Here is a 20796-nt window from a genome sequence, read left to right as displayed (position 1 = left end):
CGGGGTGTGTCCCCGGTCGGCCGCCGGGCGGGCGGTCACAGCGGCAGGACCTGCCAGTCGCCGAAGGCGGTGGCCGTCGTGCCCGTGCGGAAGCGGACGCGGCCGTCCGTACCGACGGCGAACACGTGGAGCACCCCGCCGCCGTCGACGATCGCGGTCGGGAAGTCGAGGACGGTGCCGCCGAGGTCCTGCCAGCTGTCGTAGCCGGAGTTCGGGGCGGTCTGCGCGGTGGTGCTCACCCCGCCGCCGCCGTTGCGCTCGAACAGCACGACCCGTCCGCCGAGGGTGGCCGCGGCCGGCTCGCCCACTCCCCCGTGCCCGCCGAGGGGGGCCGGTGTCCGGCTCCACGAACCGCCACCGGGCCGGGTCTGGTAGCTGACCAGCATCGCGCCGGTGCCCGCCTCCCGGTAGGCGAGTTCGATGCGGCCGTCCTGGTCGAGCGCGGCCTTGGGCGGGCTCGCCGGCCGGGCGTCCGGGATCGGGGCCGGGCCGTTGAGGATTCCGTTCGGGGCGCTCTGCCACCAGCCGAGGATGCCGGTGCGGGTGGCGGCGAACACCTCGATCGCCCCGGCGCCGTTGCGGATCGCGGTGACCGGGTCCTGGAGGTCGGTGCCGCCCAGGTCCGCCCAGTCGCGCGTCCACACGCCGCCCGGGGTGGTCTGCCAGATGCTGCTGAGGCCGCCGCCGCCGTTCTTGACGAAGATCTCCAGCCGCCCGTCCTGGGAGTTGGCGACCACGGGCACGCCGACCTGGGCCTCGTTGCCGAGCCCGGTGTTGGGGTTGCCGTGGTCGGCCCAGGAGTTCCACCACCAGCCGTTGGGCGTGCCCTGCGGCAGCGAGACGATGTGGTGGTCGGTGAGGCGGCGGGCGAAGACCTCCAGCCGGCCGTCGGCGTTGGTGCCGACCGCGATGCCCGGCGCCAGCCGCCCGCCCGGGTCGGCCATCCGCACCGGACCGCCCCAGCTGCCGTCCGCCTGGCGCCAGTACGTGACGAGGGCGCCGGCCCGGACGACGAAGACCTGCGGCCGGCCGTCCTGGTTCAGCCCGGCCCAGGAGGTGCCCCGCGACCAGCGGTAGTACATCCGGGAGAACCAGTCGGCGGAGTAGTTCGGCGAGTGGTCGTGGCTCGCGTACTCGGAGACGAACACGCCCTTGGCGCCGGTCGTCGCCGGGTCGAGGTTCACCGGGGAGTCGCTGATGTTGTAGTCCCGGTAGTTCACCTGGATCAGCGAGCCGCCGTACAGCCGGGCCGCCTCGCCGGCGAACTTCGCGGCGGTGACGTGGTCCGCGTGGTCGCCCGAGTAGCGGCTGTCCGGCAGTTCGTCCTGGGCCCGGAGCACCGTCGGCCGGTACGTCACCATCACCTGCCGCAGCACCTCGACGACGTCCGCGGCCGTGTAGGTCGACGGCCCGGACAGCTTGCTGCCGACCGGGACGACCGTGGTGTCGGTGCCACCGGCCAGGACGCCGGCGAGCCCGCCGTCGTGCAGGTTGAGGAAGATCAGGTGCACCGGCCGGCCCTTGAGGACGTACCGTTCGACCTGCTTGCCCGCGACCGTCCACGCCTCGGCCGTCCAGTGCCCGACCTCGTCGGTCCCCGGGTCGGTGTCGCCGACCCCGGTCATCCGGGAGTAGGCGTTGACGGCGCCCATCTGCCGGTTCCAGGTGCGCAGCGGATCGCCGTCGGCGTCCCAGCAGGCCGTGGCGCACGGGTCGCCGGTGATGTTCCCCGCGGTGACGAACACCGTGACGGACGGCGTGCCGTTGGCGAGCGCGTTGGACAGGTCCGGGTTCATGAACAGGATGTCGTCGTCCTCGTGCGCGACGACCTGCAGGAACAGCGGCCCGTCGCCGGCGGCCGCCGGTGTGCCCGCGGCCGTGCCCGTGCCCTCGGCCGCGACCGCGCGGGTCGCGCTCCCCCTGGCCAGGACGGGTGCGGCGAGGGCGGTGAGCGCGACGGAGGCGAGTAGTTGCCGTCGTCCGATTGCCATGCGATTCCCCCCACTTCGAGACCGGCATGTGATCACGCCACGAGGAGGCTAACCCATGATCGGACGGACGGCGCCATCAGCCGCATTCCGCGCATTTGCCCCGGGGGAAAGGTGATTGACGGACCGTCAGTCCGACTCGGGGGACGGGTTGCCGAGCAGGTCGGCGACCAGGCGGCGGGCGTAGTCGGGGCCGAGGCCGGCGGGGCGGAACAGGATCCGGTACATCAGGGGGGCGACGAGGCGGTCCATGGCGGCCTCGACCCCGGGGGCCTCCTCGCCGCGCGCACGGGCGCGGGCGAGGACCAGGGCGAGCTGCTCGGCGGCGTAGGCCGAGCACTGGCCGGCGTTGCCGCCGTCCGGGTCGCCGAGGAGGGCGTCGCGGACGTAGGCGCGGCCGGAGGCGGAGGCCATCTCGTCGAGGAACTGCTCGGCCCAGGCGGTGAGGTCGGCGCGCAGGCCGCCGCGGTCCGCGGGCTCGGTGTCGGGGCGCAGCCGCTCCACCGCGACGTCGGACAGCAGCTCGGCCAGGTCGCCCCAGCGGCGGTACACCGTGGACGGGGTGACACCGGCCCGCTGGGCGACCATCGGCACGGTGAGCGCCTCGCGGCCCACCTCCGCGAGCAGCTCGCGCACCGCGGTGTGCACCGCCTCCTGGACCCGGGCGCTGCGCCCGCCCGGGCGGACCATCTGCCGAGGACTCATACCGCCATCCTAAAGCGACGCCTTTGCGTCAAGGCGGGCCCGGGCGGGCCGGGACCCCGGGCGCGGGCCCGGCACGCCCGCGGCCGGCTCAGACCACCGGCGCGAGCTCCCGCGCGGGCTGCGTCCGCTCGAAGGCGTGGCCGACCCGCAGCAGCGTCCGTTCGCCGAGCGGCCGCCCGAGCAGCTGCAGGCCGATCGGCAGGCCCGCCGCGTCGTGGCCGGCCGGGACGGACAGCGCGGGCACCCCGGTGACGTTGGCCGGGGCGGAGAGCCGGACGTAGGCGTCCGAGACGCTCTCGGTGGTGCCGTCCGGCCAGCCGACCGCCTCCTGGCCGACCCGCACCGCCGTCGTCGGCACGGTCGGGGCGGCGATCACGTCGACCTCCGCCAGGACCCGCGCCCACGCGTCCCGGATCAGCGTCCGGGCGCGCTGGGCGCGCAGGTAGTCGCCCGCGCCGATCAGTTCGCCGGCCTCCAGCAGGACCCGGACGTCGGCCTGGTACAGCTCGGGGACGGTGCGCAGCGTGCGCGCGTGGTAGGCGGCGGCCTCGGGCGCGGTCAGGCCCCACAGGGTGGGCACCAGGTAGCGGGCCATCGGGATCTCCACCTCGACGGGCCGGGCGCCGAGCGCCTCCAGCTGTTCGACGGCACGGTGGACGGCGGCGGCGACCTCCTCGTCGACGTGGTCGACGTAGTAGGCGTTCGGCACGCCGACCCGCACGCCGGTCAGGTCCGGCTCCCGCTCGGGCCGGTAGTCGACGGCGGGGGCGGCCAGCGAGGCGGGGTCGCGCGGGTCGTGCCCGGCGAGGGCGGCCAGGACCAGGGCCGCGTCATCGACGGTGCGGGTGATCGGGCCCACGTGGTCGAGCGACCAGGACAGCGAGGTGACACCGTGGCGGGGCACCAGCCCGTAGGTGGGCTTGAGGCCGACCACCCCGTTCAGCGCGGCGGGCACCCGGATCGAGCCGCCGGTGTCGGTGCCGATGGCGAAGGTCGCCGCCCCGGCGGCCACCGCGGCGGCGGACCCGCCGCTGGATCCTCCGGCGACCCGGTCGCGGTCCCAGGCGTTGCAGGTCTGCGGGGTGGTCAGGCCGTAGGCGAACTCGTGGGTGTGGGTCTTGCCGGCCAGGACCGCGCCGGCGGCCCGCAGCCGGGCGGCGACCGCGCTGTCGGCGGTCGCGCGGTGGCCGTCCCGGACCCGGGAGCCGGCACCGGTGGGCGTGCCGGCGACGTCGATCAGGTCCTTGAGTCCGACCGGGATGCCGTGCAGCGGCCCCCGGTACCGGCCCTGGGCGATCTCCCGCTCGGCCCGGCGCGCCGCGTCGCGGGCCTGTTCGGCGGCGACGGTGGCGTAGGCGCCGAGGTGCGGCTCCACCCGGTCGATGCGGCCGAGGACGGAGTCGACCAGTTCCACGGGGGACAGCCGCCGCTCCCGGATCCGGGTCGCGGCGGCGGCGAGGCTCAGTTCATACGGCTGCATCGGGCCGCTCCCCCGCGTCGTGGTGCTCCGCTTCGGCGCGGTAGGCGGCGCCGGGCGGGGTGTCCCCGAAGTCCAGTTCCCGCAGGACGGCGACGACGGACTGGATGTGTTCGGCGGTGGCCGCCACCGCGGCGTGGCGCTCGGGCGGCAGGTCGAGTCCGGCCCGGGCGGCCCGGTGGGCGGCCTCGGACGGGGTGAGTTCGGCGGAGGACATGGGCGCGCTCCTGATCGTGGGCGGCGGGGCGGGTTCGCGCAGGCGAGGCACCCCGCAGCAAAAGCTAAGGGTTTGCGTTAACGCGACTGTAGGTTCTAGGGTGCCACTAACGCAAACGAATGGCTTTTACAGCGGAGGAGCCGGCCCCGTGCCCACTACCCCTACCCCCTCCTGGACGGTCGGCGACGTCACCGTCCACCGCATCGACGAAATCCCGCTGCCACCCGCGACCGGACGGTGGCTGCTGCCCGACGCCACCCCCGCGACGGTGGCCGGCCAGGGCTGGCTGCACCCCGACTTCGCCGACGCCGACGGCGCGCTGCGCCTGGACAGCCACAGCTTCGCCTTCGACCTGGACGGGCTGCGGGTGCTCGTCGACACCGGCATCGGCAACGGCAAGCAGCGCGCCAACCCGGCCTGGCACGACCTGCGCACCGACTACCCGCGGCGCCTCGCCGCCGCCGGATTCCCGCCGGACTCCGTCGACCTGGTGGTCCTCACCCACCTGCACGCCGACCACGTCGGCTGGAACACCCGGAAGGTGGACGGCGCCTGGGTGCCCACCTTCCCCCGCGCGCGCTACCTCACCACCCGCGCCGAACGGGAGTTCTGGGCCGGGTACGCCATGGACGAGGCGCGCGCCCTGATGTTCAGCGACTCCGTGCTGCCAGTCGAGCGGGCCGGCCGGCTGGACCTCGTCGACGTCCCGGCCGGGGGCCTGGCGATCGCCCCGGGCCTGCGCCTGCTCCCCACCCCCGGCCACACCCCGGGGCACGTCGCCGTCGAACTGACCAGCCGGGGCCGCACGGCGGTGATCACCGGGGACTGCCTCCACCACCCGGTCCAGCTCGCCCACCCCGCCATCGGCGCCTGCGTCGACATCGACCCGCAGCGCTCCGAGGCCACCCGCCGCGCACTGCTCGGCTCCCTCGCCGGCACCGACACCCTGCTGCTCGGCACCCACTTCGCCCCGCCCACCGCCGGCCACGTCGTCGCCCACGGGGACGCCTACCGGCTGCGGCCCGTCCCCCCGGCCTGAGCCGACGGAACGCGACGGCCGGGGTGCGGCGGGACGATGCGACGGCAGGAGGAGCTGAGGACACTGGGAACGGTCGACGATCCTTTCGGACAAGGGTGGTCGCACCTCGCCCTTCCCGGATGGCCGCCCAGATCGTCTTCGGACTGGGCTTCAATCGACCGGGCCGCGCCACCGGGCGAGGACGGCGGCGGCGACGAGCGGGTCACGGAGGTGTCCATCAGCCTGCACGGCCGGGGGAACCCGTCCGCCCTCACCGCCGAACTGGCCCGGATCCCCGGCGTCCTGGCCTGCGCGATCAGCCACGCCGAGGACTGAGGCCGGCTCCGTCCGCCGCCTCCACCGGGGGCGTCCTGACGGCGAGCAGGGCGGTGTCGTCCGTCAGCCGGCCGCCGGTGTGCCGGACCACCGCGGCGGCCACCTCGTCGACCAGGCGCCCGGGATCGACCACTCCCGGGGCGTCGGCCAGCCGGTCCAGGTGGGCGCGCAGCGAGAAGAAGGCGCCCGTGCGGTCACGGGCCTCGGTCACCCCGTCCGAGACGATCAGGACCGTCTCGCCCGGGCCCAACCGCAGCCGCCGCACCCGCGGCAGCCCGCCGGCCAGCTGGGCCAGCCCGATCGGCGCCCCGTCGCCCGGCGGCAGCTGCCGCACGCCCGCGGGGCCGAGGACGTGGGGGCTGTCGTGGCCGAAGTTCACCACCTCCACCTCCCCCGGCGCGTCGGAGGGGAACCAGAGGACCACCGCCGTGGCGAACCGCTCCTCCCGCTCCCCCAGCCGCTCCGCCAGCGCGTTCTGCCGGTACAGCCGCTCCTCCATCCAGCCCGCCACGGTGGCCAGGTCGCGCTCGTGGAAGGCGGCCTCCCGGAAGCAGCCCACCAGCGCCGCCGCCGCGGAGACGGCCGGCAGGCCCTTGCCCTGGACGTCACCGAGGATGACCCGCGCCCCGAACGGGGTGGCCAGCACGTCGTAGAAGTCGCCGCCCACCCGGGCCTCGACGTCCGCGGCCAGGTAGCGCGCCGCCGAGTCCACGCCGCCCCACCCCGGGGGCACCGGGCGCAGCACCACCTGCCGGGTGGTCTCCGCCGCGCCCTGCAGATGGCGGACGTAGGCGGCGGCCCGGGCGCGGAAGACGCTGATCGGCACCGAGAAGACGGCCCCCGCGATCACCAGCAGGAAGTCCTCGATCCCCTGGGACTTGCCCCAGATGCTGTCCAGGGCGGGGTAGGCGGCGATCGCGAGGAGGGCGAACAGCCCGGTGACCACCGGCCCGCAGAGCCCGGCGGCCACCACGGGGACCATCACCAGCCAGCTCACGGACGCGAACGTCGCGGGCGTGGCCGCGTCCACGCCCACCACGAACGCGAAGACCGCCAGGGGCACCAGCCAGGAGCGGTGGCCGTACCGGATCAGGATCGGCATCCGCTGCCCCGGCTCCTCCACCGAACGTGCCCGCAAGCCGCCCTCCCCTTCTCGGGACCTCCCCCCGACCTTCGGGCACTCCACCCGGCGCGCGGGCGCCGGGCGGGAGGTTGCGCCCAAGGTAAGGGGCCCGGTCCCGGCGCGGGCGGTGCCCCGGCCCCGCAGCCGCGGCGGTCGCACGTTCGGCCCAGTCCCGGCACCGCTCCCGGCCCTCCGGTCGGGCCCGGCACCGGCTCACGGCGGGCGGCTCACGGCGGGCGGGTCGCACCGGGCGGGTCGCCCGGGCGGCTCACCGGTCGCGGCTGCCGGGTGCGGCTTCGGCGTGCGGCTTTCCGGGTGAAGGGGCAGGGTGGTGCCGTACGGACCTGCCCGGACCAGTCGGCGCACCCGCGTGCCCTGGCCACCGGCCGAAGGAGGCGCCATGCGCACCCGGAAGATCCCCCGTCGGAGCCTGGCGCTGGCCGCGGCCCTCGCCGCCGTGCCGACCGCCCTGCTCACCGCCCCGTCCCAGGCGGCGACCGGCACCCCGACCGCGGCCGGCACCCCGCCGACCGGCTTCGTCGAGCTGCCCTCCTCCTCGCTGTCGCCCGGCCACGCGCAGCGGGTGATCACCGTCTCCTACCGCAACGACTCCTCGGCCGACCGCACGGTGGCCCCGCAGGTCCTCATCGAGTCCCCCGCCAACGGGCCCTTCCTCGATCCGGCGAGCATCCGGCTCGAAGTGCTCTCCTCCGACGGCCACTGGCGCACCCTGCCGCTCGCCAGCCAGACCGGCACCCTGTACACCCGGCTCGCCTCGGCCAAGCTCGTCCTGCACGGCCACCACACCCTGACCGAGCGCTACCGGGTCACCGTCGTCGGGACGGCCCCGGCCCAGGGGACGGTCGAGCCCCGGGTGGCGCTCTACGGCTGACGCACGGGCAACGGGCCGCCGGGCACTGGGCACCGGCGGCCCGTTGCCGCGGGCCCGCCACCAGGCCGAGGGCCGCGCGCGAGGTCGGGTGGCAGACGGTGACCCGGCGGCGGCCGACCGCTCGGGCCAGGCCCTCGCGGTAGGTGTCGGCCCGCGCGTCCGGGTCGGGCCCGTCCTCACCGGAGGTGCGGACGGGCGGCCCGAGCCGGTCGCCGAAGAGCCGGTGCGGGCGGGGCCCGCTCGCACCGCTCGTCCGGGGAGCACCGCCGGCCGGGTTCCGGGCGGGAGCGCGGCGTCGTCGTGCGCGGCGGCCAGGCCGAGACAGCCGAGGACGAGCAGGGCCGCGACGGACGCCGGGCCCAGCCGCAGCGGTGCCGCATCCGTTCCGTGTCGCACCGTCCGTGCTGACCGCTGCCGCTGCCGCGTCCGGGTGCGGACCGTACAATCGCCGGACGATCGGGCGGGGGAGGACGCGGCGCGCCTTCCGCGCGGTCGCGGACGTCCTGCCCGACGCGGACCGGCCACTGCGCGCGCTGGCGGAGGCCGTCGTCCACGACAAGGGCTTCTTCGCCCTGCACGCCGACCCGCGCTCCCTGCTGATGTACGACTACCTGTTCTGGCTCTTCACCAGCGCCAACCGGGTCGACTCCTTCGAACGGTACGTCAGAACCCCGCCGCAGCAAGAGCGTTCCTATGCGCTCCCGGACTACGAGCTGATGATCGCCTTCGACCTCGGGTCCGAACCGTACGGCTTCCGCACCGGCGGCTACGCCCCCGGATTCCTCGAAGACTGGTGGAGCTCCCGCACCGCCTCGGGCCACCTCGTCGAGACCACCGCCGGCCACCGGCTGACCCCCGCCGCCGTCACCACCCTGCTCGCCGAACTCGCCACCTTGGCCTGATGACCGGGAATCCTCCGGGACGACCTTGCGGCCTTCGCGTGATCCTGGACTCCGCCGAGCGGGCGAGGACGTGACGCGAAGGCCGCACCGCGGGATCGCGCCCTTCTCGTTCCCGGCGGCGTCGTACTCGGCCACGATCCACAGTGCGGACTCGGGAGCCGAACCTGCGGCGCTCCGGCCTCGGGGCCGGGCCGGACCCGGGCGGCTCGATCACTGGTCATGGGGGTGGAACTGCCCCTCGTGTCCTTGCGGGCCGACCCGGCCGGCAGGACGGTCCCGCCCGGGGCCGGCCGCGGGGGCCGGTGGATCCGGGGCCGGGCCCGGTCGCCCGACGATCACCGACTCCGCCGCTGCCACGAACGACACCGGGGTGACGGGTCCAAACATGCGGAACAGCGGTGCCCCGATTCTGGCTCGTTTCCCGCACCCGGCGCCCCGTGGCCCCAGGTAGTGCTTGTGGCGGGAGGGATGCGCACCTAGATTCACGACGTGTCGATCCAGTAGCTGAGAGTGGCGGCGGCGTCCCGCCGTGAACTCGGTGCCCGGCGGTCCGATCGTGGTGGACAGCGCCCTCTTCCCCGGCCGGGTGGAGATCCCGCCGCCGGCGATGACCGACGGCGTCACCCCGGCCTGGACGAAGCCCCGATCCGTTCCCCGTCCTCTCGACTCCCTCGTGGAAAGGCTCACGCATGACCGCCCTCACCGGACAGCACGAGAACGGCCGGCACGTGAACAGCCCGTCGGACCACGACTCGGACCCGCACGAGACCGACCTGCGCCGGATCCGCGCCCTGATCCTGGCGGCGGACGGGCCCGAGGAGCAGCTTGCGGCGGTGATCAGGTCGGCGGGCGCCGAGCAGACGGCCGCCGACCTGGTGGACGAACTGGTCAGCCGGGCCGACCTGAGCGAGCAACTCGCCGCCGCGGCGGTGGTGGTGCAGTTCGAGCTCGCCTTCGACGGCCAGGTGCTCCGGCACCACCTGCTGGCCGGCCCCAAGGCCGAGCACCGCACCGGGCCGGCCGACGAGCCCAGCGCCACCGTCGAGCTGGACCTGATCGACCTGGCCCGCGCCGTCTTCGGCGCCCGGCACACCGCAGGCCACCGCACGCCCGGGATCACCTGGCACGGCATCGAGGACCCGGCTCGGCTGATGCCCGCACTGGCGGCCTTCCCGGTCGTCCAGCAGCTGCTTCGCGGCTTGGCGGAACAGCCGCTCGACCTGGCCGAGTTGTCGCTGCGCCACGGTTCGGACAAGTGGGGGCTGCACTACTACACCGATCACTACGCCCGGCACTTCGCCCCGCTGCGGGACCGGCCGCTCACCATCCTGGAGCTGGGGATCGGCGGCTACGCCGACCCGGCGGCGGGCGGTGGCTCGCTGCGGATGTGGAAGCGCTTCTTCCGGCGGGGCCTCGTCTACGGGGTCGACGTCTACGACAAGACGGCACTGCGCGAGCAGCGGATCCACACCGTCCGGGGCGACCAGGCGGACCCGGCCTTCCTCACGGCACTGGCCGAGCGGATCGGGCCGATCGACATCGTCATCGACGACGGCAGCCACTACTGCCCGGACGTCATCGCCGCCTTCGGCGCGCTCTTCCCGCACGTGGTCCCGGGCGGGCTCTATGTGATCGAGGACCTGCAGACCTCCTACTGGCCGGGCTACGGCGGCAGTTCGGAGCGGCTCGGCGACCCGACCACCAGCATGGGCTTCCTCAAGCAGCTGCTCGACGGCCTCAACCACGAGGAGCACGAGCCGCCGACCGCGCACCGCCCGAGCGGGACCGACCGGACGCTGGCCGGCGCGCACTTCTACCACAACCTGGCGATCCTGGACAAGGGCCGCAACGAGGAGGGCACCGTCCCCGCCTGGATCCCGCGCCGGCAGCTGAGCGCCGAGGAGATCGCGGGCGGCCAGTGGGCCGCCGAGCCGCAGTCCGAGGCCGGCCCGGACCAGGACCCCAGCTGAGCCGCGCGGCCTGCCGCGCCCCTTCTCCCGTCCCGAATCGCGCTTCTTGCTCCCCCTTCCCTCGTTCCTCCTCCCGATACCGACGGAGCAGCAGTGAGCCACATCCTGATGGTCAACATCCCGGCCCACGGCCATGTCTTCCCCACTCTGGCGGTCGTCGGTGAACTGGTACGCCGCGGGCACCGGGTCACCTACGCGGCCGTCGACGACTTCGCCCAGGCCCTGGCCGAGGTCGGCGCCGAACACCTGCGCTACGACTCCACCCAGCCGCTGGACAGCGTGGGCGGTCCCGAGAACGGGCGCACCCCGCTGATCTTCCTGGACGAGAACATCGCCATCCTGCGCGCGGTCCAGGAGTGGTTCGGCGACGCCAGGCCCGACGCGGTGGTCTACGACGCCGTGGCCTTCCAGGCCGGCCGGATACTGGCCCACACCTGGGGGGTCCCGGCCGTCCAGTCGACGCCGTTCTTCGCCTCCAACGACACCTACTCCTTCGTGCAGCAGATGATGGAGGCGGACGGCGCGGTCCCGCTCACCGAGGAGGTGGTCGTCGAATTAGGCGTCCGGATGGCCGAGTTGCTGGCCTCGCACGGCATCGACGAGCCGGCGCACGAGTTCCTGATGCGCACCGAGGACCTCAACCTCGTCCACGTGCCGCGGTTCTTCCAGCCGCACGGCGAGAGCTTCGACGATCGCTTCGCCTTCGTCGGGCCGTGCCTCACGGACCGCTCCTTCCTGGGAGAGTGGCAGCCCCCGGCGAGCGGCCTGCCGGTGGCGCTGGTCTCGATGGGGACCGTGCACAACAAGCATCCGGAGTTCTTCCGGCTGTGCGTGGACGCCTTCGCCGAGCTGCCCTGGCACGCCGTCATCTCGGTCGGCGGGGGGATGGACCCGGCCGACCTCGGTCCGCTGCCGGACAACATCGAGGTCCACCGCTGGGTCTCGCACCTGGCGGTGCTCCGGCACGCCCGGCTGGTGATCACCCACGGCGGCATGGGCGGCGTGCTGGAGTCCCTGGACGCCGGCTGCCCGATCCTCGGAGTGCCGTCCTGGCCGGACGTCGCGGCCAACACCGCGCGGGTGGCCGAGCTGGGCCTCGGCCGGGTACTGCTGCCGGCGGAGGCCGACGTGAGCCTGCTGCGGGCCGCGATCACCGAGGTGGCCGCCGACGCGGCCGTGCAGGAGCGGGGCATCGAGGCGCAGCGGCTCACCCGGGAAGCGGGCGGTGCCACCCGCGCCGCCGACGAGATCGAGGCCTACCTGAAGCGCACGACCTGATCCCACCACAGGGCCCGGCGTCCCCGACGAGAAGCGGAACGGTCAACGGCCGCCAGGGGTCGCGGTGTCGCCACTATGGTGGGCCGATGTCATCGATCAAGCAGTTCCAGGTCACCTTCGACTGCGCGGAACCCGAGCGCCTCGCCCGTTTCTGGTGCGAGGTGCTCGGGTACGTCGTGCCGCCGCCACCGGAGGGCTTCGCCACCTGGGAGGACTACTGGAGCGCGCAGCCGGCCGAGCGGCGGGACGCGTGGTTCGCCTGCGTCGATCCGTCGGGCGTGGGGCCGCGGTTGTACTTCCAGCGCGTTCCCGAGGGCAAGGCCGCCAAGAACCGGCTGCATCTCGACGTGCGGGTCGGTACCGGGCTGGTGGGTGAGGAGCGGCTGGCCGCGCTCGAGGCCGAATGCGCACGGCTGGTCCCGCTCGGCGCGGTACACGTGCGGACGCTGTACGACGGCAACGACGCGTGCATCCCGATGCGGGACATCGAGGGCAACGAGTTCTGCATCGACTGAGGAGAGGCCAAGGCGTGCCGCAGCCGCTCCATCGGGGCCTCCGGGTGCCGGGCGCTTGGCTCCAGGCCGTGCGGCTCGGTCCCGACGCCGCCGCCGAACAGGTACCCCGAACTCATGACCACTCCTGTGAATCAGTGTGACAGGAGGGGACGGTGGTGCGGCCCAGGCGTAGTGCCGCAGACGTGGGCCCGACAGCACAATGCCGCAGAATCCGGCATTCGACCGGACGCTCGGGAACCCGTCCTGCGGCACGATATCCGTACGGTATCCGGATCCGGGAAAATATCTGTCAGCATACCGGCGGAGTGCATTCCCCGCCTTCGGAACGGAATTTTTCGACCCGCCCTCCGGCGGGGAACTCACGGGGGAGATCAGGGAACAGTGCGCCCCGCCCGCTTCTAGGACTCAAGGAATTCCGGGAGAACGCGAGGTGGCCATGTCCCGACGCTCAACACACCGAGGGAGTGCGCCCGGGAGACCAGAGCGGGCCGGTTAGCGGCCTGGAAATGGCGCATCATCAGCCCGATGCGGTACTCGATGCCCTGCGGGCTCAGATAGAGCGATGTCGCCAGCCGGGCGGTCGAGATGCCGACCGCGACGCCTTCCAGGATGCGGACGTCCACGGCGGTCAGCCGCCGGACGCCCGCGCCGCGGGCAGGGCCCCCGTCCGCCGGACGGGCGGCGGACTCGGACCGCGGCGGCCGCCGCGCGGGCTTGATCTCCTCAGAGGTCGCTGACGGTGTCACTTCTCGGTCCCCCCTTCCCTGTCGTCCGTGCTCTCAGGTGCGCAGCGTGCCGGCGAGGTGGTCGCGGAGCATGCCGGTCACCTCGTTCGCCCGGCTGCTGAGGTAGAAGTGCCCGCCGGGGAAGACCTTGAGGTCGAAGGCACCCATCGTGCGGTCGCGCCAGTGCCCGGCCTCGGGGACCGGCGTCCAGGAGTCCTGGTCCCCCACCAGGGCGGTGACCGGGCAGGTGACCGCGGCGTCACGGTCGGCCCGGTAGGCCCCCAGGGCCTGGTAGTCGCCGCGCAGCGCGGGCAGCACCATCCCCAGCAGTTCCTCGTCCTCCAGGAGCCGAGCGTCGGTGCCGCCCATGGCTTTGGCCTCGGCCACGATGCCCTCGTCGTCGAGTGGGTGGGAGTGCTCGGGCCGGTCCGCGGACGGCCCCTTGCGGCCGGAGACGAAGAGGTGGTCGATCCGGCCGCCCGCGCGCTCGATCCGCCGGGCCACCTCGAAAGCGACGAGCGCGCCCATGCTGTGCCCGAAGAGAGTCAGGGGGAGGTCGTCCCGGCGGCGCAGCGCTTCGGACACTTCGTCGGCCATGCGGTGCAGGTCCTGGCCCCCGGCTTCCTTCCGGCGGTCCTGCCTGCCGGGGTACTGCACGGCCAGGAGGTCGACCGGGCCGCACAGTGCGGCGGACAACGGGAGGTAGAAACTCGCCGAGCCGCCGGCGTGCGGAAAGCAGACCAGTCGGCGCGTGGCCATGGGCGAGGGATGGAAGCGACGGCACCACAGGTCGCTGTCCAAAGCGAGGGAGGTCATAGCGGCCTTTCATTCCCTTCGAAATCCGCGCAGTGCCGACGGACGGGCGGGGTGTGGTGATCGCGTGGGACATCATCCGCACCGGCAGACCGTCTGGTGCGCGCTTATACGGGGAGCCCCGATCGACGGCGACCGGCGAGCGAGTCACGGACACCGCATATGACAGCCTGCCATACTCCTCGGAATGTCAGCAAGTACGCATCGGATCGCGTCCGTACGCTCATGTCCGGGTTCAATTCCGGCCATCTCTTCGTGAATGGTGAGAACTCTGCGGTGCGGGGCAATCCTGTGGGATTTACCTGGCTCCGACTCGGCAGCAACGGTCCGGCCGGACCGCGCACCGCGGATCCGGCCGAGGAGGCGAGGGCACCTCATGGCAAGGCTGCACGCCGTCAGTGACGTCCGCGGCATCGACGCGGAGCCGGAGGGGCCGCCGCCGGAGGGGGTGTTCCAGGGCGCGCCGGCGGTGCCGGGTCACCCCCGGTCGACGGCGGTGCGGCAGCGATCGGTTCCACCGGCCGGTGGGCCGTGGTGGGCGGACCCGGTCCTGACCGCCGTGACGGTGCCGCGCAACGTAAACCCGACATGAGCGCAAGACCTGCACTCTAGGAATACATCTAGATACGACAGGACCGCGTTGACCCGTACACAGCCACCCAAGACGCTGGAGGCAGTCTTGCCCACCGGTCGTGTGATGAAGAGGACTCCCTTGAACTTCCTGTTACTGGGTCCGCTTTCCGTCCGGCTGAACGCGCGTGAGGTGCACGTGTCGGCTCCGAGGCAGCGCGTGGTCATGGCAGCGCTCCTCCTCAACGCCAACCGGGTGATCTCGGTCGACCGGATCGCCGAGTACGTCTGGGACGGCGCCCCGCCGCCGAGTGCCGCCGCGACCGTCCGCACCTATGTGATGCGCCTGCGGCAGTCGCTGGGCGAGCACGCCTCCGCCCGGATCCTCACCCGGGCGCCCGGCTACCTCCTCGAACTCGGCGAGCACGAGAGCGATCTCGGGCAGTTCACGGCCCACCGCCGGCGCGCGGCGGAGCTGGCCGAGCGCGGAGACCTGGAAGGCTCCTCCGCCGAGCTGGCCGAGGCGCTCGCCCTGTGGCGCGAGGAGCCGCTGGCGGACATCCCGTCGCAGACGCTGCGCGATGTGGAGGGCCGCTACCTCCAGGAGCTTCGCCTGCAGACCCTGGAGCTGCGGTTCGACGCGGAGCTGGCGCTGCTGCGGCACGCCGAGGTCGTGCCGGAGCTGGTGCGGCTGGCGCGGAAGCACCCCTTACGGGAGGCCCTGGTGGGCAAGCTGATGCTGGCGCTGGGCCGCTCGGGACGGCAGTCGGAGGCCCTGGACCTCTACCAGCGCACCCGGGCGCTGCTCGTCGAGCAGCTCGGCGCCGAGCCGAGCACCGATCTGCGCGAGGTCCACCGGCACATCCTCTCGGCCCACGACCGGCCCCGCGCGCCCGACCCACTGGAGCAGCCCGAAAAGGCCCCGGAGGCGGCCGTCGCGCCGGCGCCGGCCACTGCCCGGGAATGGTCCTGCTGGCCGAGCCCGGCGCAGCTGCCCTCGGTGCCGCTGCCACTGTCGGCCCGCTCCGGTGCGCTGGCGCGGCTGCAGCACTTCCTCACGACCGGCACGATGCCCGCGGGCATGGTGGCGACGGCGGTGGTGACCGGCCGGGGCGGTGTCGGCAAGAGCGCGCTGGCCCTGCAAGCGGCGCACGCCGTGCGCGGCTCCTCGGTGCACGGCCAGCTCTACGCGGATCTCGGCGGAGCCGCGCGGCCGCTGACCGCCCGGGCGGTGCTGCCGCGGTTCCTGGCGGACCTCGGTGTGCCCCGGGACGAGATACCCGAGGAGGAGTCGGAACGGGAGAGCCTCTACCGCTCGCTCACCGCGGGCCGCCGTCTGCTGGTGGTACTCGACAACGTCTCCAGCACGGCGCAGGTGCGGCCACTGATACCGGGCAGCGGGGGCAGCAGGCTGCTGGTGACCAGTCGACGGCGGCTGGCCGATCTGGAGGGGGCGTGCCCCATTCCGCTCGGCCCGCTGGACGAGGCCGGGTCGCTGGAGCTGCTGGGCAGCATCGTCGGCCCGGCCAGGGTGGGTGCCGAACCGCGGTCGGCCCGTTCGGTGCTGACGGTCTGCGCGGGCCTGCCGCTGGCGATCCGGATCGCGGGGACCCGGCTGCTGGAGCGCCCGCACTGGACCATCGGGCACTTCGCCCGGCGGCTCACGGACGCCCCGCGACTGCTGGACGAACTGTGCGCGGGCGACCTCGGTGTCCGGCCCTGCCTCGACGCCGACCACGCCGGGCTCCGGCGGACGGCTCCGGCCGGGGTCGACCCGGCCGAGGTGTTCACCGCGCTGGGGACTGCCGGAGCGTCTTCGGTCTCCAGCAGTAGGGTCGCGGTGATGGTCGGCTGCTCCGAGGCGCAGGCCGAGGAGGCCCTGGACGCCCTGGTCGAGGCGAATCTGCTGGGTGAGCCGGCGGGGGGCCGCTACCGGCTGGACGCGCTGCTGCGGGCGTACGCCCGCGAGCGGGCGCAGGCGGTCGCCGTACGGCAGCACGGTCACCCGTACATGCGCGCCGGGTGACCGTCCCGGCGGCCCGGCGACGGGCACCCGGCGGCCCGGTCCCCCCTTCCCCCGATGCTTTTCGACCCGATCTCCTTCAACCTGATCTCCTTCGAGAGGACCCCCGCACCATGGCCCACCAGACAGAAGCCACCCACGACCTGCTCGCCTACGTCCGGGAGGTCTCCCTCCGTGACGACGATCTGCTCAGGGAGCTGCGGGAGGCCACCGCGGACCTGCCGGGCGGGACCGCCATGCAGGTGATGGCGGAGGAGGGCCAACTGCTCTCCCTGCTGGTCGGGTTGACGGGGGCGCGGGCGGTGCTGGAGATCGGCACCTTCACCGGCTACAGCACCCTGTGCATGGCCCGCGCGCTCCCGGCCGACGGGGTGCTGGTGTCCTGCGACATCGACGACCGGTGGCCGGCCATCGGCGCCGACTTCTGGAAGCGGGACGGGGTCGACTCGCGGATCGACCTGCGGATCGGCGATGCCACCGCGACCCTGGACGCGCTGCTGGCGGAGCGCGGGCCGGAAAGCTTCGACCTGGTGTTCATCGACGCGGACAAGAGCAACTACGTCCGCTACTACGAGACTTCGCTGGCGCTGCTGCGCGCCGGCGGTCTGATCGTGGTCGACAACACCCTCTTCTTCGGCCGGGTCGCCGATCCGGCCGCCGTGGACCCGGACACCGCCGGGGTCCGGGCTCTGAACCGGCTGCTGCACGAGGACCCCCGGGTGGAGCTGTCGCTGCTGGTGATGGCCGACGGGATCACTCTCGTCCGCAAGCGCTGAGGGCGGCGGACCGGAGCCCGGGAGCGCCGGCCGCCGCCGCCGCGGTCACGACGTTCCCGGGCCCCCTTCCGGCACGTTCAGGTCGGGTGCGTCCACGCTCATGACGGTGGACACCACGCGCGGGCCTGGAACCAGGTGCAGGCGCTGGAGTCCGGTGCTCTCCGGAGCCGGTGCGAGGACGGCGGCGCACGGGCACGGGGCTTCGTCCAGGCCCTCGAAGCCCGCGAACCGGTAGGCGATCTCCATCATCCGGTTGCGTTCGGTCGCCCGGAAGTCCGCGACCAGGTGGACTCCGGACCGGGCGGCGGCGTCGGCCAGCCAGTTCAGCAGGGTCGCACCGGCGCCGTAGGCGACGACCCGGCAGGAGGTGGCGAGCAGCTTGAGGTGCCACAGGCCGGGGTGCCGCTCCAGCAGCAGGACGCCGACCGCGCCGTGCGGGCCGAACCGGTCGGTGAGGGTGACCACCAGGACCTCGTGCCGGGGGTCGGTGATCAGGCCGCGCAGCACCGCGTCCGGGTAGTGGACCCCGGTCGCGTTCATCTGGCTGGTGCGCAGGGTGAGTTCCTCGACCCGGGACAGCTCCTCGCCGGTGGCCCGGCCGATGCGCATCCGCAGGTCCAGGGAGCGCAGGAACTCCTCGTCGGGGCCGGGGGCGGCCGCCCGCTCGGCCTCGCGGCGGAAGCCCGCCTGGTACATCTGGCGCCGCCGCCGGGAGTCGACGGTGCTGGTCGCGGGGGTGAACTCGGCGAGTTCGGGAAGGGCGAGGACCTGCTCGGCCGGGTAGCACCGTACGTCGGGCAGGTGGAAGGCCACTTCGGCGCGTTCGGCGGGCCGGTCGTCGACGAAGGCGATGGCCGTGAGCGCGAAGTTCAGCCGATCGGCGATCCGGCGCACCGACTCGGACTTGGCGCCCCACCCGATCTCCGGCAGGACGAAGTACTCGGCCACGCCGAATGCCTCCAACCGGGCCCAGGCGTGCTCGTGGTCGTTGCGGCTGGCGACGGACTGGAGGATGCCGCGGGAGTCGAGCTCGATCACCACCTTGCGCACCTCGTCCGGCAGGTGCACCTCGCCGTCCTCCAGCAGGGTGCCCTGCCAGAGGGTGTCGTCCAGGTCCCAGACCAGGCACTTGACGGTCTCGGCCATGTCGTCCTTCCTCGTCTCGTCGGCTGCGGGCCCGCTCACGGTGCCCCCGGAGCGGAGAGCGCGTGCTGTGCCAGCATCAGCCGGCACAGCTCGTTGCTGCCCTCGATGATCTCCATCAGCTTGGCGTCCCGGTACGCCCGGGCCACCGCGTGGCCGTCCCGGGACCCGGCCGAGGCCAGTACCTGGACGGCCGTCGCCGCGCCCCGGGCGGCCTGGGTCGCGGCGACGTGCTTGGCCAGTACGGTCGCCACCACCTGGTCCGGCGACCCTTCGTCCCAGCAGCGGCTGGCGTGCTCGCAGACCCGCGCGGCCACCTGCTCGGCCGTGTAGAGGTCGGCGAGGTGTCCGGCGACGAGCTGGTGCTCCGCGAGCGGCCTGCCGAACTGCTCCCGTCCGGCGGCGTGCGCGGTGGCCGCCGCCAGACAGGCCCGCAGGATTCCCACGCACCCCCAGGCGACGGACATCCGCCCGTAGGCCAGCGCGGTCGTCACCAGCAGGGCGGGCGGCAGTCCGTGACCGCCCAGGACGCTGTCGGCCGGCAGCCGCACCCCGTCGAGGTGGACGTCGGCGTGTCCGGCCGCGCGGCAGCCGAGCGGGTCGGCGATCCGCTCGATCCGGACGCCGGGCGTGTCGGCGGGCACCACGACGGCCACCGCGCCGTCCTCGTGGCGGCCGACGATGACCAGCAGGTCGGCGTAGTGGGCGGCGGTCACCCACTTCTTGTGTCCGTCGACGACGACCGCGTCACCGTCGCGGCGGACGGTCGTCGTCATCGCCGCGAGGTCGCTGCCGGCGCCGGGCTCGCTGAAGCCGACCGCCGCCAGTGCGCCGCCGGTCAGCCGGGGGAGGTGGGCGGCCGACTGCTCGGCGGTGCCCAGGCGCTGGATGGTCCATGCCGCCATGCCCTGGGAGGTCATCACGCTGCGCAGCGAACTGCACAGGCCTCCCACGTGGGCGGTGTACGCGCCGCTGTGCATGCTGCTGAGCCCCCAGCCGCCGTACTGCTCCGGGACTTCGGCGCACAGTCGGCCCTCGGCGCCCAGTTCGCGGAGCAGGTCCAGCGGGATGAGGCCGGTCCGGTCCCACTCCCCCGCCAGGTCGCCGACCCGCAGGGTGACGGAGGTCGTCGCGCTGCTCAGGTCCTCACCCATGCTGGCCCCCGGCGGCGGGAACCCGGAGCCGGTCCACCAGCTCCGCCATCCGCCGTACGGTGCGGAAGTTGTCGAGCCGCAGGTCCGCGCCGCGGACGGCGATGGCGTAGGTCTTCTCCAGGTGCACCACCACCTGCATGGCGAAGAGGGACGACAGGCCGCCGGCGCCGAACAGGTCGGTGTCGGCGTCCCAGGCGGTTCCGGTGCGTCCTTCCAGGAATCCCAGCAGTTCCTTCTCCAGGTCGTGGGTGTTGGGCGTGTTCGCTGCGGTCATGGCTGTCTCCTCGTCGGGGTGATCAGGTGTAGTCGTAGAAGCCGCGCCCGGACTTGCGGCCCAGCCGGCCCTCGCGGACCAGCCGGAGCAGCAGTTCCGCGGGGCGGCAGCCGTCGTCGCCGGTGCGCTCGTGGAGCACGGTGAGGGAGTCGACGAGGTTGTCGATGCCGATCAGGTCCGCGGTCCGCAGCGGGCCGGTGGGGTGCCCCAGACAGCCCTGCATCAGGGCGTCGACGTCCTCGGCGCTCGCCGTGCCCTCGCCCACGACCCGGGCCGCGTCGTTGATCATCGGGTGCAGGATGCGGCTGGTCACGAAGCCGGGTGCGTCCCGGACGACCACCGCCCGCCGCCGCAGCGCCGTGAGCAGGGCCGCCACGGCGGCCATCGCGGCGTCCCCGGTCCTGGCGCCGCGGACCACTTCGGTGGTTCCGATCAGGTAGGGCGGGTTCATGAAGTGGGTGCCGACCAGTTCCTCCGGCCGTTCCAGGGCCCCGGCCAGTTCGTCGACGGGGATGGAGGAGGTGTTGGTGATCAGCAGGGTTCCGGGCCGGACCAGTCCGGAGACCTCGGACAGGACGGCGGCCTTGATCGCGGCGTTCTCGGTGACCGCCTCGACGACGGCGGTGGCTCCGGCGGCGGCCTTGAGCGAGGTGCCGGTGGCCAGGGCGCCGAGGGGCGTCCCGTCGGGCAGGGCGCCCATCAGTTCGGCCAGCCGGAGTTCGCCGTCGATCAGGTCCGCGGCCCGGTCGAGCCGTTCCCGGTCGATGTCGACCAGGTGGACCGGCAGGCCGTGTCCGAGGGCGAGGACGGTGATTCCGACGCCCATCACCCCGGCTCCCAGCACGGTGAGGGCCTGTCGCGGGGGGGAATCGTCGTACGGGGCTGTGGTCAACGGGT

19 protein-coding genes are annotated in these 20796 nt (G+C 73.7%); 8 read left to right on the top strand and 11 right to left on the bottom strand.

The window, feature by feature from the left end; genetic code table 11:
• Nucleotides 1–35: 35 nt before the first annotated feature.
• The 4 genes from ACGFSC_RS05125 to ACGFSC_RS05110 form a co-directional block, all read right to left on the bottom strand.
• Nucleotides 36–1991 carry a PIG-L family deacetylase gene (locus ACGFSC_RS05125; RefSeq protein ID WP_359908264.1) on the bottom strand — a complete coding sequence of 652 codons (1956 nt, stop codon included), beginning with the start codon at nt 1989–1991 and terminating at the stop codon, nt 36–38.
• A gap of 126 nt (nt 1992–2117) precedes the next feature.
• The gene (locus tag ACGFSC_RS05120; RefSeq protein ID WP_359908266.1) at nt 2118–2693 is read right to left on the bottom strand and encodes a TetR/AcrR family transcriptional regulator; all 576 of its coding nucleotides are present in this window, start codon (nt 2691–2693) and stop codon (nt 2118–2120) included.
• 88 nt (nt 2694–2781) lie between these two features.
• The gene (locus ACGFSC_RS05115) at nt 2782–4173 is read right to left on the bottom strand and encodes an amidase (RefSeq protein ID WP_359897816.1); all 1392 of its coding nucleotides are present in this window, start codon (nt 4171–4173) and stop codon (nt 2782–2784) included.
• Nucleotides 4160–4387, bottom strand: a complete 228-nt coding sequence (locus tag ACGFSC_RS05110; RefSeq protein ID WP_359897817.1) for a hypothetical protein — start codon at nt 4385–4387, stop codon at nt 4160–4162. The genes ACGFSC_RS05115 and ACGFSC_RS05110 overlap by 14 nt, the downstream gene beginning before the upstream one ends.
• 148 nt (nt 4388–4535) lie before the next feature.
• Between ACGFSC_RS05110 and ACGFSC_RS05105 the strand changes: the two genes are divergently transcribed.
• The gene (locus ACGFSC_RS05105) at nt 4536–5426 is read left to right on the top strand and encodes an MBL fold metallo-hydrolase (RefSeq protein WP_359897818.1); all 891 of its coding nucleotides are present in this window, start codon (nt 4536–4538) and stop codon (nt 5424–5426) included.
• A 295-nt stretch (nt 5427–5721) separates the two neighbouring features.
• On the opposite strand, the gene ACGFSC_RS05100 is transcribed toward ACGFSC_RS05105, so the two are convergent.
• Nucleotides 5722–6843, bottom strand: a complete 1122-nt coding sequence (locus tag ACGFSC_RS05100) for a PP2C family protein-serine/threonine phosphatase (protein ID WP_359897819.1) — start codon at nt 6841–6843, stop codon at nt 5722–5724.
• Nucleotides 6844–7264: 421 nt separating this feature from the next.
• Here ACGFSC_RS05100 and ACGFSC_RS05095 point away from each other — a divergent pair, with 421 nt between their 5' ends.
• The 5 genes from ACGFSC_RS05095 (at nt 7265) to ACGFSC_RS05075 (ending at nt 12421) form a co-directional block, all read left to right on the top strand.
• Entirely contained in the window at nt 7265–7756 is a 492-nt protein-coding gene (locus ACGFSC_RS05095) for a signal peptide protein (RefSeq protein ID WP_359897820.1), read from the top strand.
• 401 nt (nt 7757–8157) lie between these two features.
• Entirely contained in the window at nt 8158–8658 is a 501-nt protein-coding gene (locus ACGFSC_RS05090; RefSeq protein WP_359897821.1) for a hypothetical protein, read from the top strand.
• 689 nt (nt 8659–9347) lie between these two features.
• Entirely contained in the window at nt 9348–10628 is a 1281-nt protein-coding gene (locus ACGFSC_RS05085) for a hypothetical protein (protein ID WP_359897822.1), read from the top strand.
• A gap of 93 nt (nt 10629–10721) precedes the next feature.
• Nucleotides 10722–11906: a macrolide family glycosyltransferase gene (locus tag ACGFSC_RS05080; protein WP_359897823.1), complete on the top strand. Its 1185-nt coding sequence runs from the start codon at nt 10722–10724 to the stop codon at nt 11904–11906.
• An 86-nt stretch (nt 11907–11992) separates the two neighbouring features.
• A complete protein-coding gene (locus ACGFSC_RS05075; protein ID WP_359897824.1) occupies nt 11993–12421 on the top strand; it encodes a VOC family protein in 429 nt (142 codons plus the stop codon).
• A gap of 398 nt (nt 12422–12819) precedes the next feature.
• On the opposite strand, the gene ACGFSC_RS05070 is transcribed toward ACGFSC_RS05075, so the two are convergent.
• Together ACGFSC_RS05070 and ACGFSC_RS05065 are read right to left on the bottom strand one after the other, a co-directional pair.
• Complete coding sequence (locus ACGFSC_RS05070) at nt 12820–13044, bottom strand: hypothetical protein (protein ID WP_359897825.1); 225 nt, start codon at nt 13042–13044, stop codon at nt 12820–12822.
• Between the two features lie 156 nt (nt 13045–13200).
• On the bottom strand, nt 13201–13962 hold the full coding sequence (locus ACGFSC_RS05065) for an alpha/beta fold hydrolase (RefSeq protein WP_359897826.1): 762 nt from the start codon (nt 13960–13962) through the stop codon (nt 13201–13203).
• Between the two features lie 694 nt (nt 13963–14656).
• Between ACGFSC_RS05065 and ACGFSC_RS05060 the strand changes: the two genes are divergently transcribed.
• On the top strand, nt 14657–16555 hold the full coding sequence (locus tag ACGFSC_RS05060) for a BTAD domain-containing putative transcriptional regulator (RefSeq protein ID WP_359897827.1): 1899 nt from the start codon (nt 14657–14659) through the stop codon (nt 16553–16555).
• Between the two features lie 110 nt (nt 16556–16665).
• The gene (locus tag ACGFSC_RS05055) at nt 16666–17328 is read left to right on the top strand and encodes a class I SAM-dependent methyltransferase (RefSeq protein ID WP_359897828.1); all 663 of its coding nucleotides are present in this window, start codon (nt 16666–16668) and stop codon (nt 17326–17328) included.
• A gap of 45 nt (nt 17329–17373) precedes the next feature.
• Here the strand turns inward: ACGFSC_RS05055 and ACGFSC_RS05050 are convergent, their stop codons facing one another.
• Genes ACGFSC_RS05050 through ACGFSC_RS05035 form a run of 4 tightly spaced genes read right to left on the bottom strand, consistent with a single transcriptional unit; the run spans nt 17374 to nt 20791 of the window.
• Complete coding sequence (locus ACGFSC_RS05050; protein WP_359897829.1) at nt 17374–18474, bottom strand: HAD-IIIC family phosphatase; 1101 nt, start codon at nt 18472–18474, stop codon at nt 17374–17376.
• Between the two features lie 35 nt (nt 18475–18509).
• Complete coding sequence (locus ACGFSC_RS05045) at nt 18510–19625, bottom strand: acyl-CoA dehydrogenase family protein (protein WP_359897830.1); 1116 nt, start codon at nt 19623–19625, stop codon at nt 18510–18512.
• Nucleotides 19618–19899, bottom strand: coding sequence for an acyl carrier protein (locus tag ACGFSC_RS05040; protein WP_359897831.1), 282 nt, complete (start codon nt 19897–19899; stop codon nt 19618–19620). The genes ACGFSC_RS05045 and ACGFSC_RS05040 overlap by 8 nt, the downstream gene beginning before the upstream one ends.
• A 22-nt stretch (nt 19900–19921) precedes the next feature.
• A complete protein-coding gene (locus ACGFSC_RS05035; protein WP_359897832.1) occupies nt 19922–20791 on the bottom strand; it encodes a 3-hydroxyacyl-CoA dehydrogenase family protein in 870 nt (289 codons plus the stop codon).
• Nucleotides 20792–20796: the final 5 nt, after the last annotated feature.

The sequence above is a fragment of the Kitasatospora sp. NPDC048715 genome, assembly GCF_043198905.1.
GTDB lineage: Bacteria > Actinomycetota > Actinomycetes > Streptomycetales > Streptomycetaceae > Kitasatospora > Kitasatospora lactacystinica.
The sequence above is the reverse complement of the archived record's forward strand: the minus strand, read 5'-3'. Positions and strand labels throughout refer to the sequence as shown.

What these genes read in the sequence shown, in the direction of transcription:
- ACGFSC_RS05125 (WP_359908264.1), bottom strand. Translation starts at nt 1,991, where the DNA reads ATGGCAATCGGACGACGGCAACTACTCGCCTCCGTCGCGCTCACCGCC.
- ACGFSC_RS05120 (WP_359908266.1), bottom strand. Translation starts at nt 2,693, where the DNA reads ATGAGTCCTCGGCAGATGGTCCGCCCGGGCGGGCGCAGCGCCCGGGTC.
- ACGFSC_RS05115 (WP_359897816.1), bottom strand. Translation starts at nt 4,173, where the DNA reads ATGCAGCCGTATGAACTGAGCCTCGCCGCCGCCGCGACCCGGATCCGG.
- ACGFSC_RS05110 (WP_359897817.1), bottom strand. Translation starts at nt 4,387, where the DNA reads ATGTCCTCCGCCGAACTCACCCCGTCCGAGGCCGCCCACCGGGCCGCC.
- ACGFSC_RS05100 (WP_359897819.1), bottom strand. Translation starts at nt 6,843, where the DNA reads ATGCCGATCCTGATCCGGTACGGCCACCGCTCCTGGCTGGTGCCCCTG.
- ACGFSC_RS05095 (WP_359897820.1), top strand. Translation starts at nt 7,265, where the DNA reads ATGCGCACCCGGAAGATCCCCCGTCGGAGCCTGGCGCTGGCCGCGGCC.
- ACGFSC_RS05085 (WP_359897822.1), top strand. Translation starts at nt 9,348, where the DNA reads ATGACCGCCCTCACCGGACAGCACGAGAACGGCCGGCACGTGAACAGC.
- ACGFSC_RS05075 (WP_359897824.1), top strand. Translation starts at nt 11,993, where the DNA reads ATGTCATCGATCAAGCAGTTCCAGGTCACCTTCGACTGCGCGGAACCC.
- ACGFSC_RS05065 (WP_359897826.1), bottom strand. Translation starts at nt 13,962, where the DNA reads ATGACCTCCCTCGCTTTGGACAGCGACCTGTGGTGCCGTCGCTTCCAT.
- ACGFSC_RS05060 (WP_359897827.1), top strand. Translation starts at nt 14,657, where the DNA reads ATGAAGAGGACTCCCTTGAACTTCCTGTTACTGGGTCCGCTTTCCGTC.
- ACGFSC_RS05055 (WP_359897828.1), top strand. Translation starts at nt 16,666, where the DNA reads ATGGCCCACCAGACAGAAGCCACCCACGACCTGCTCGCCTACGTCCGG.
- ACGFSC_RS05050 (WP_359897829.1), bottom strand. Translation starts at nt 18,474, where the DNA reads ATGGCCGAGACCGTCAAGTGCCTGGTCTGGGACCTGGACGACACCCTC.
- ACGFSC_RS05045 (WP_359897830.1), bottom strand. Translation starts at nt 19,625, where the DNA reads ATGGGTGAGGACCTGAGCAGCGCGACGACCTCCGTCACCCTGCGGGTC.
- ACGFSC_RS05040 (WP_359897831.1), bottom strand. Translation starts at nt 19,899, where the DNA reads ATGACCGCAGCGAACACGCCCAACACCCACGACCTGGAGAAGGAACTG.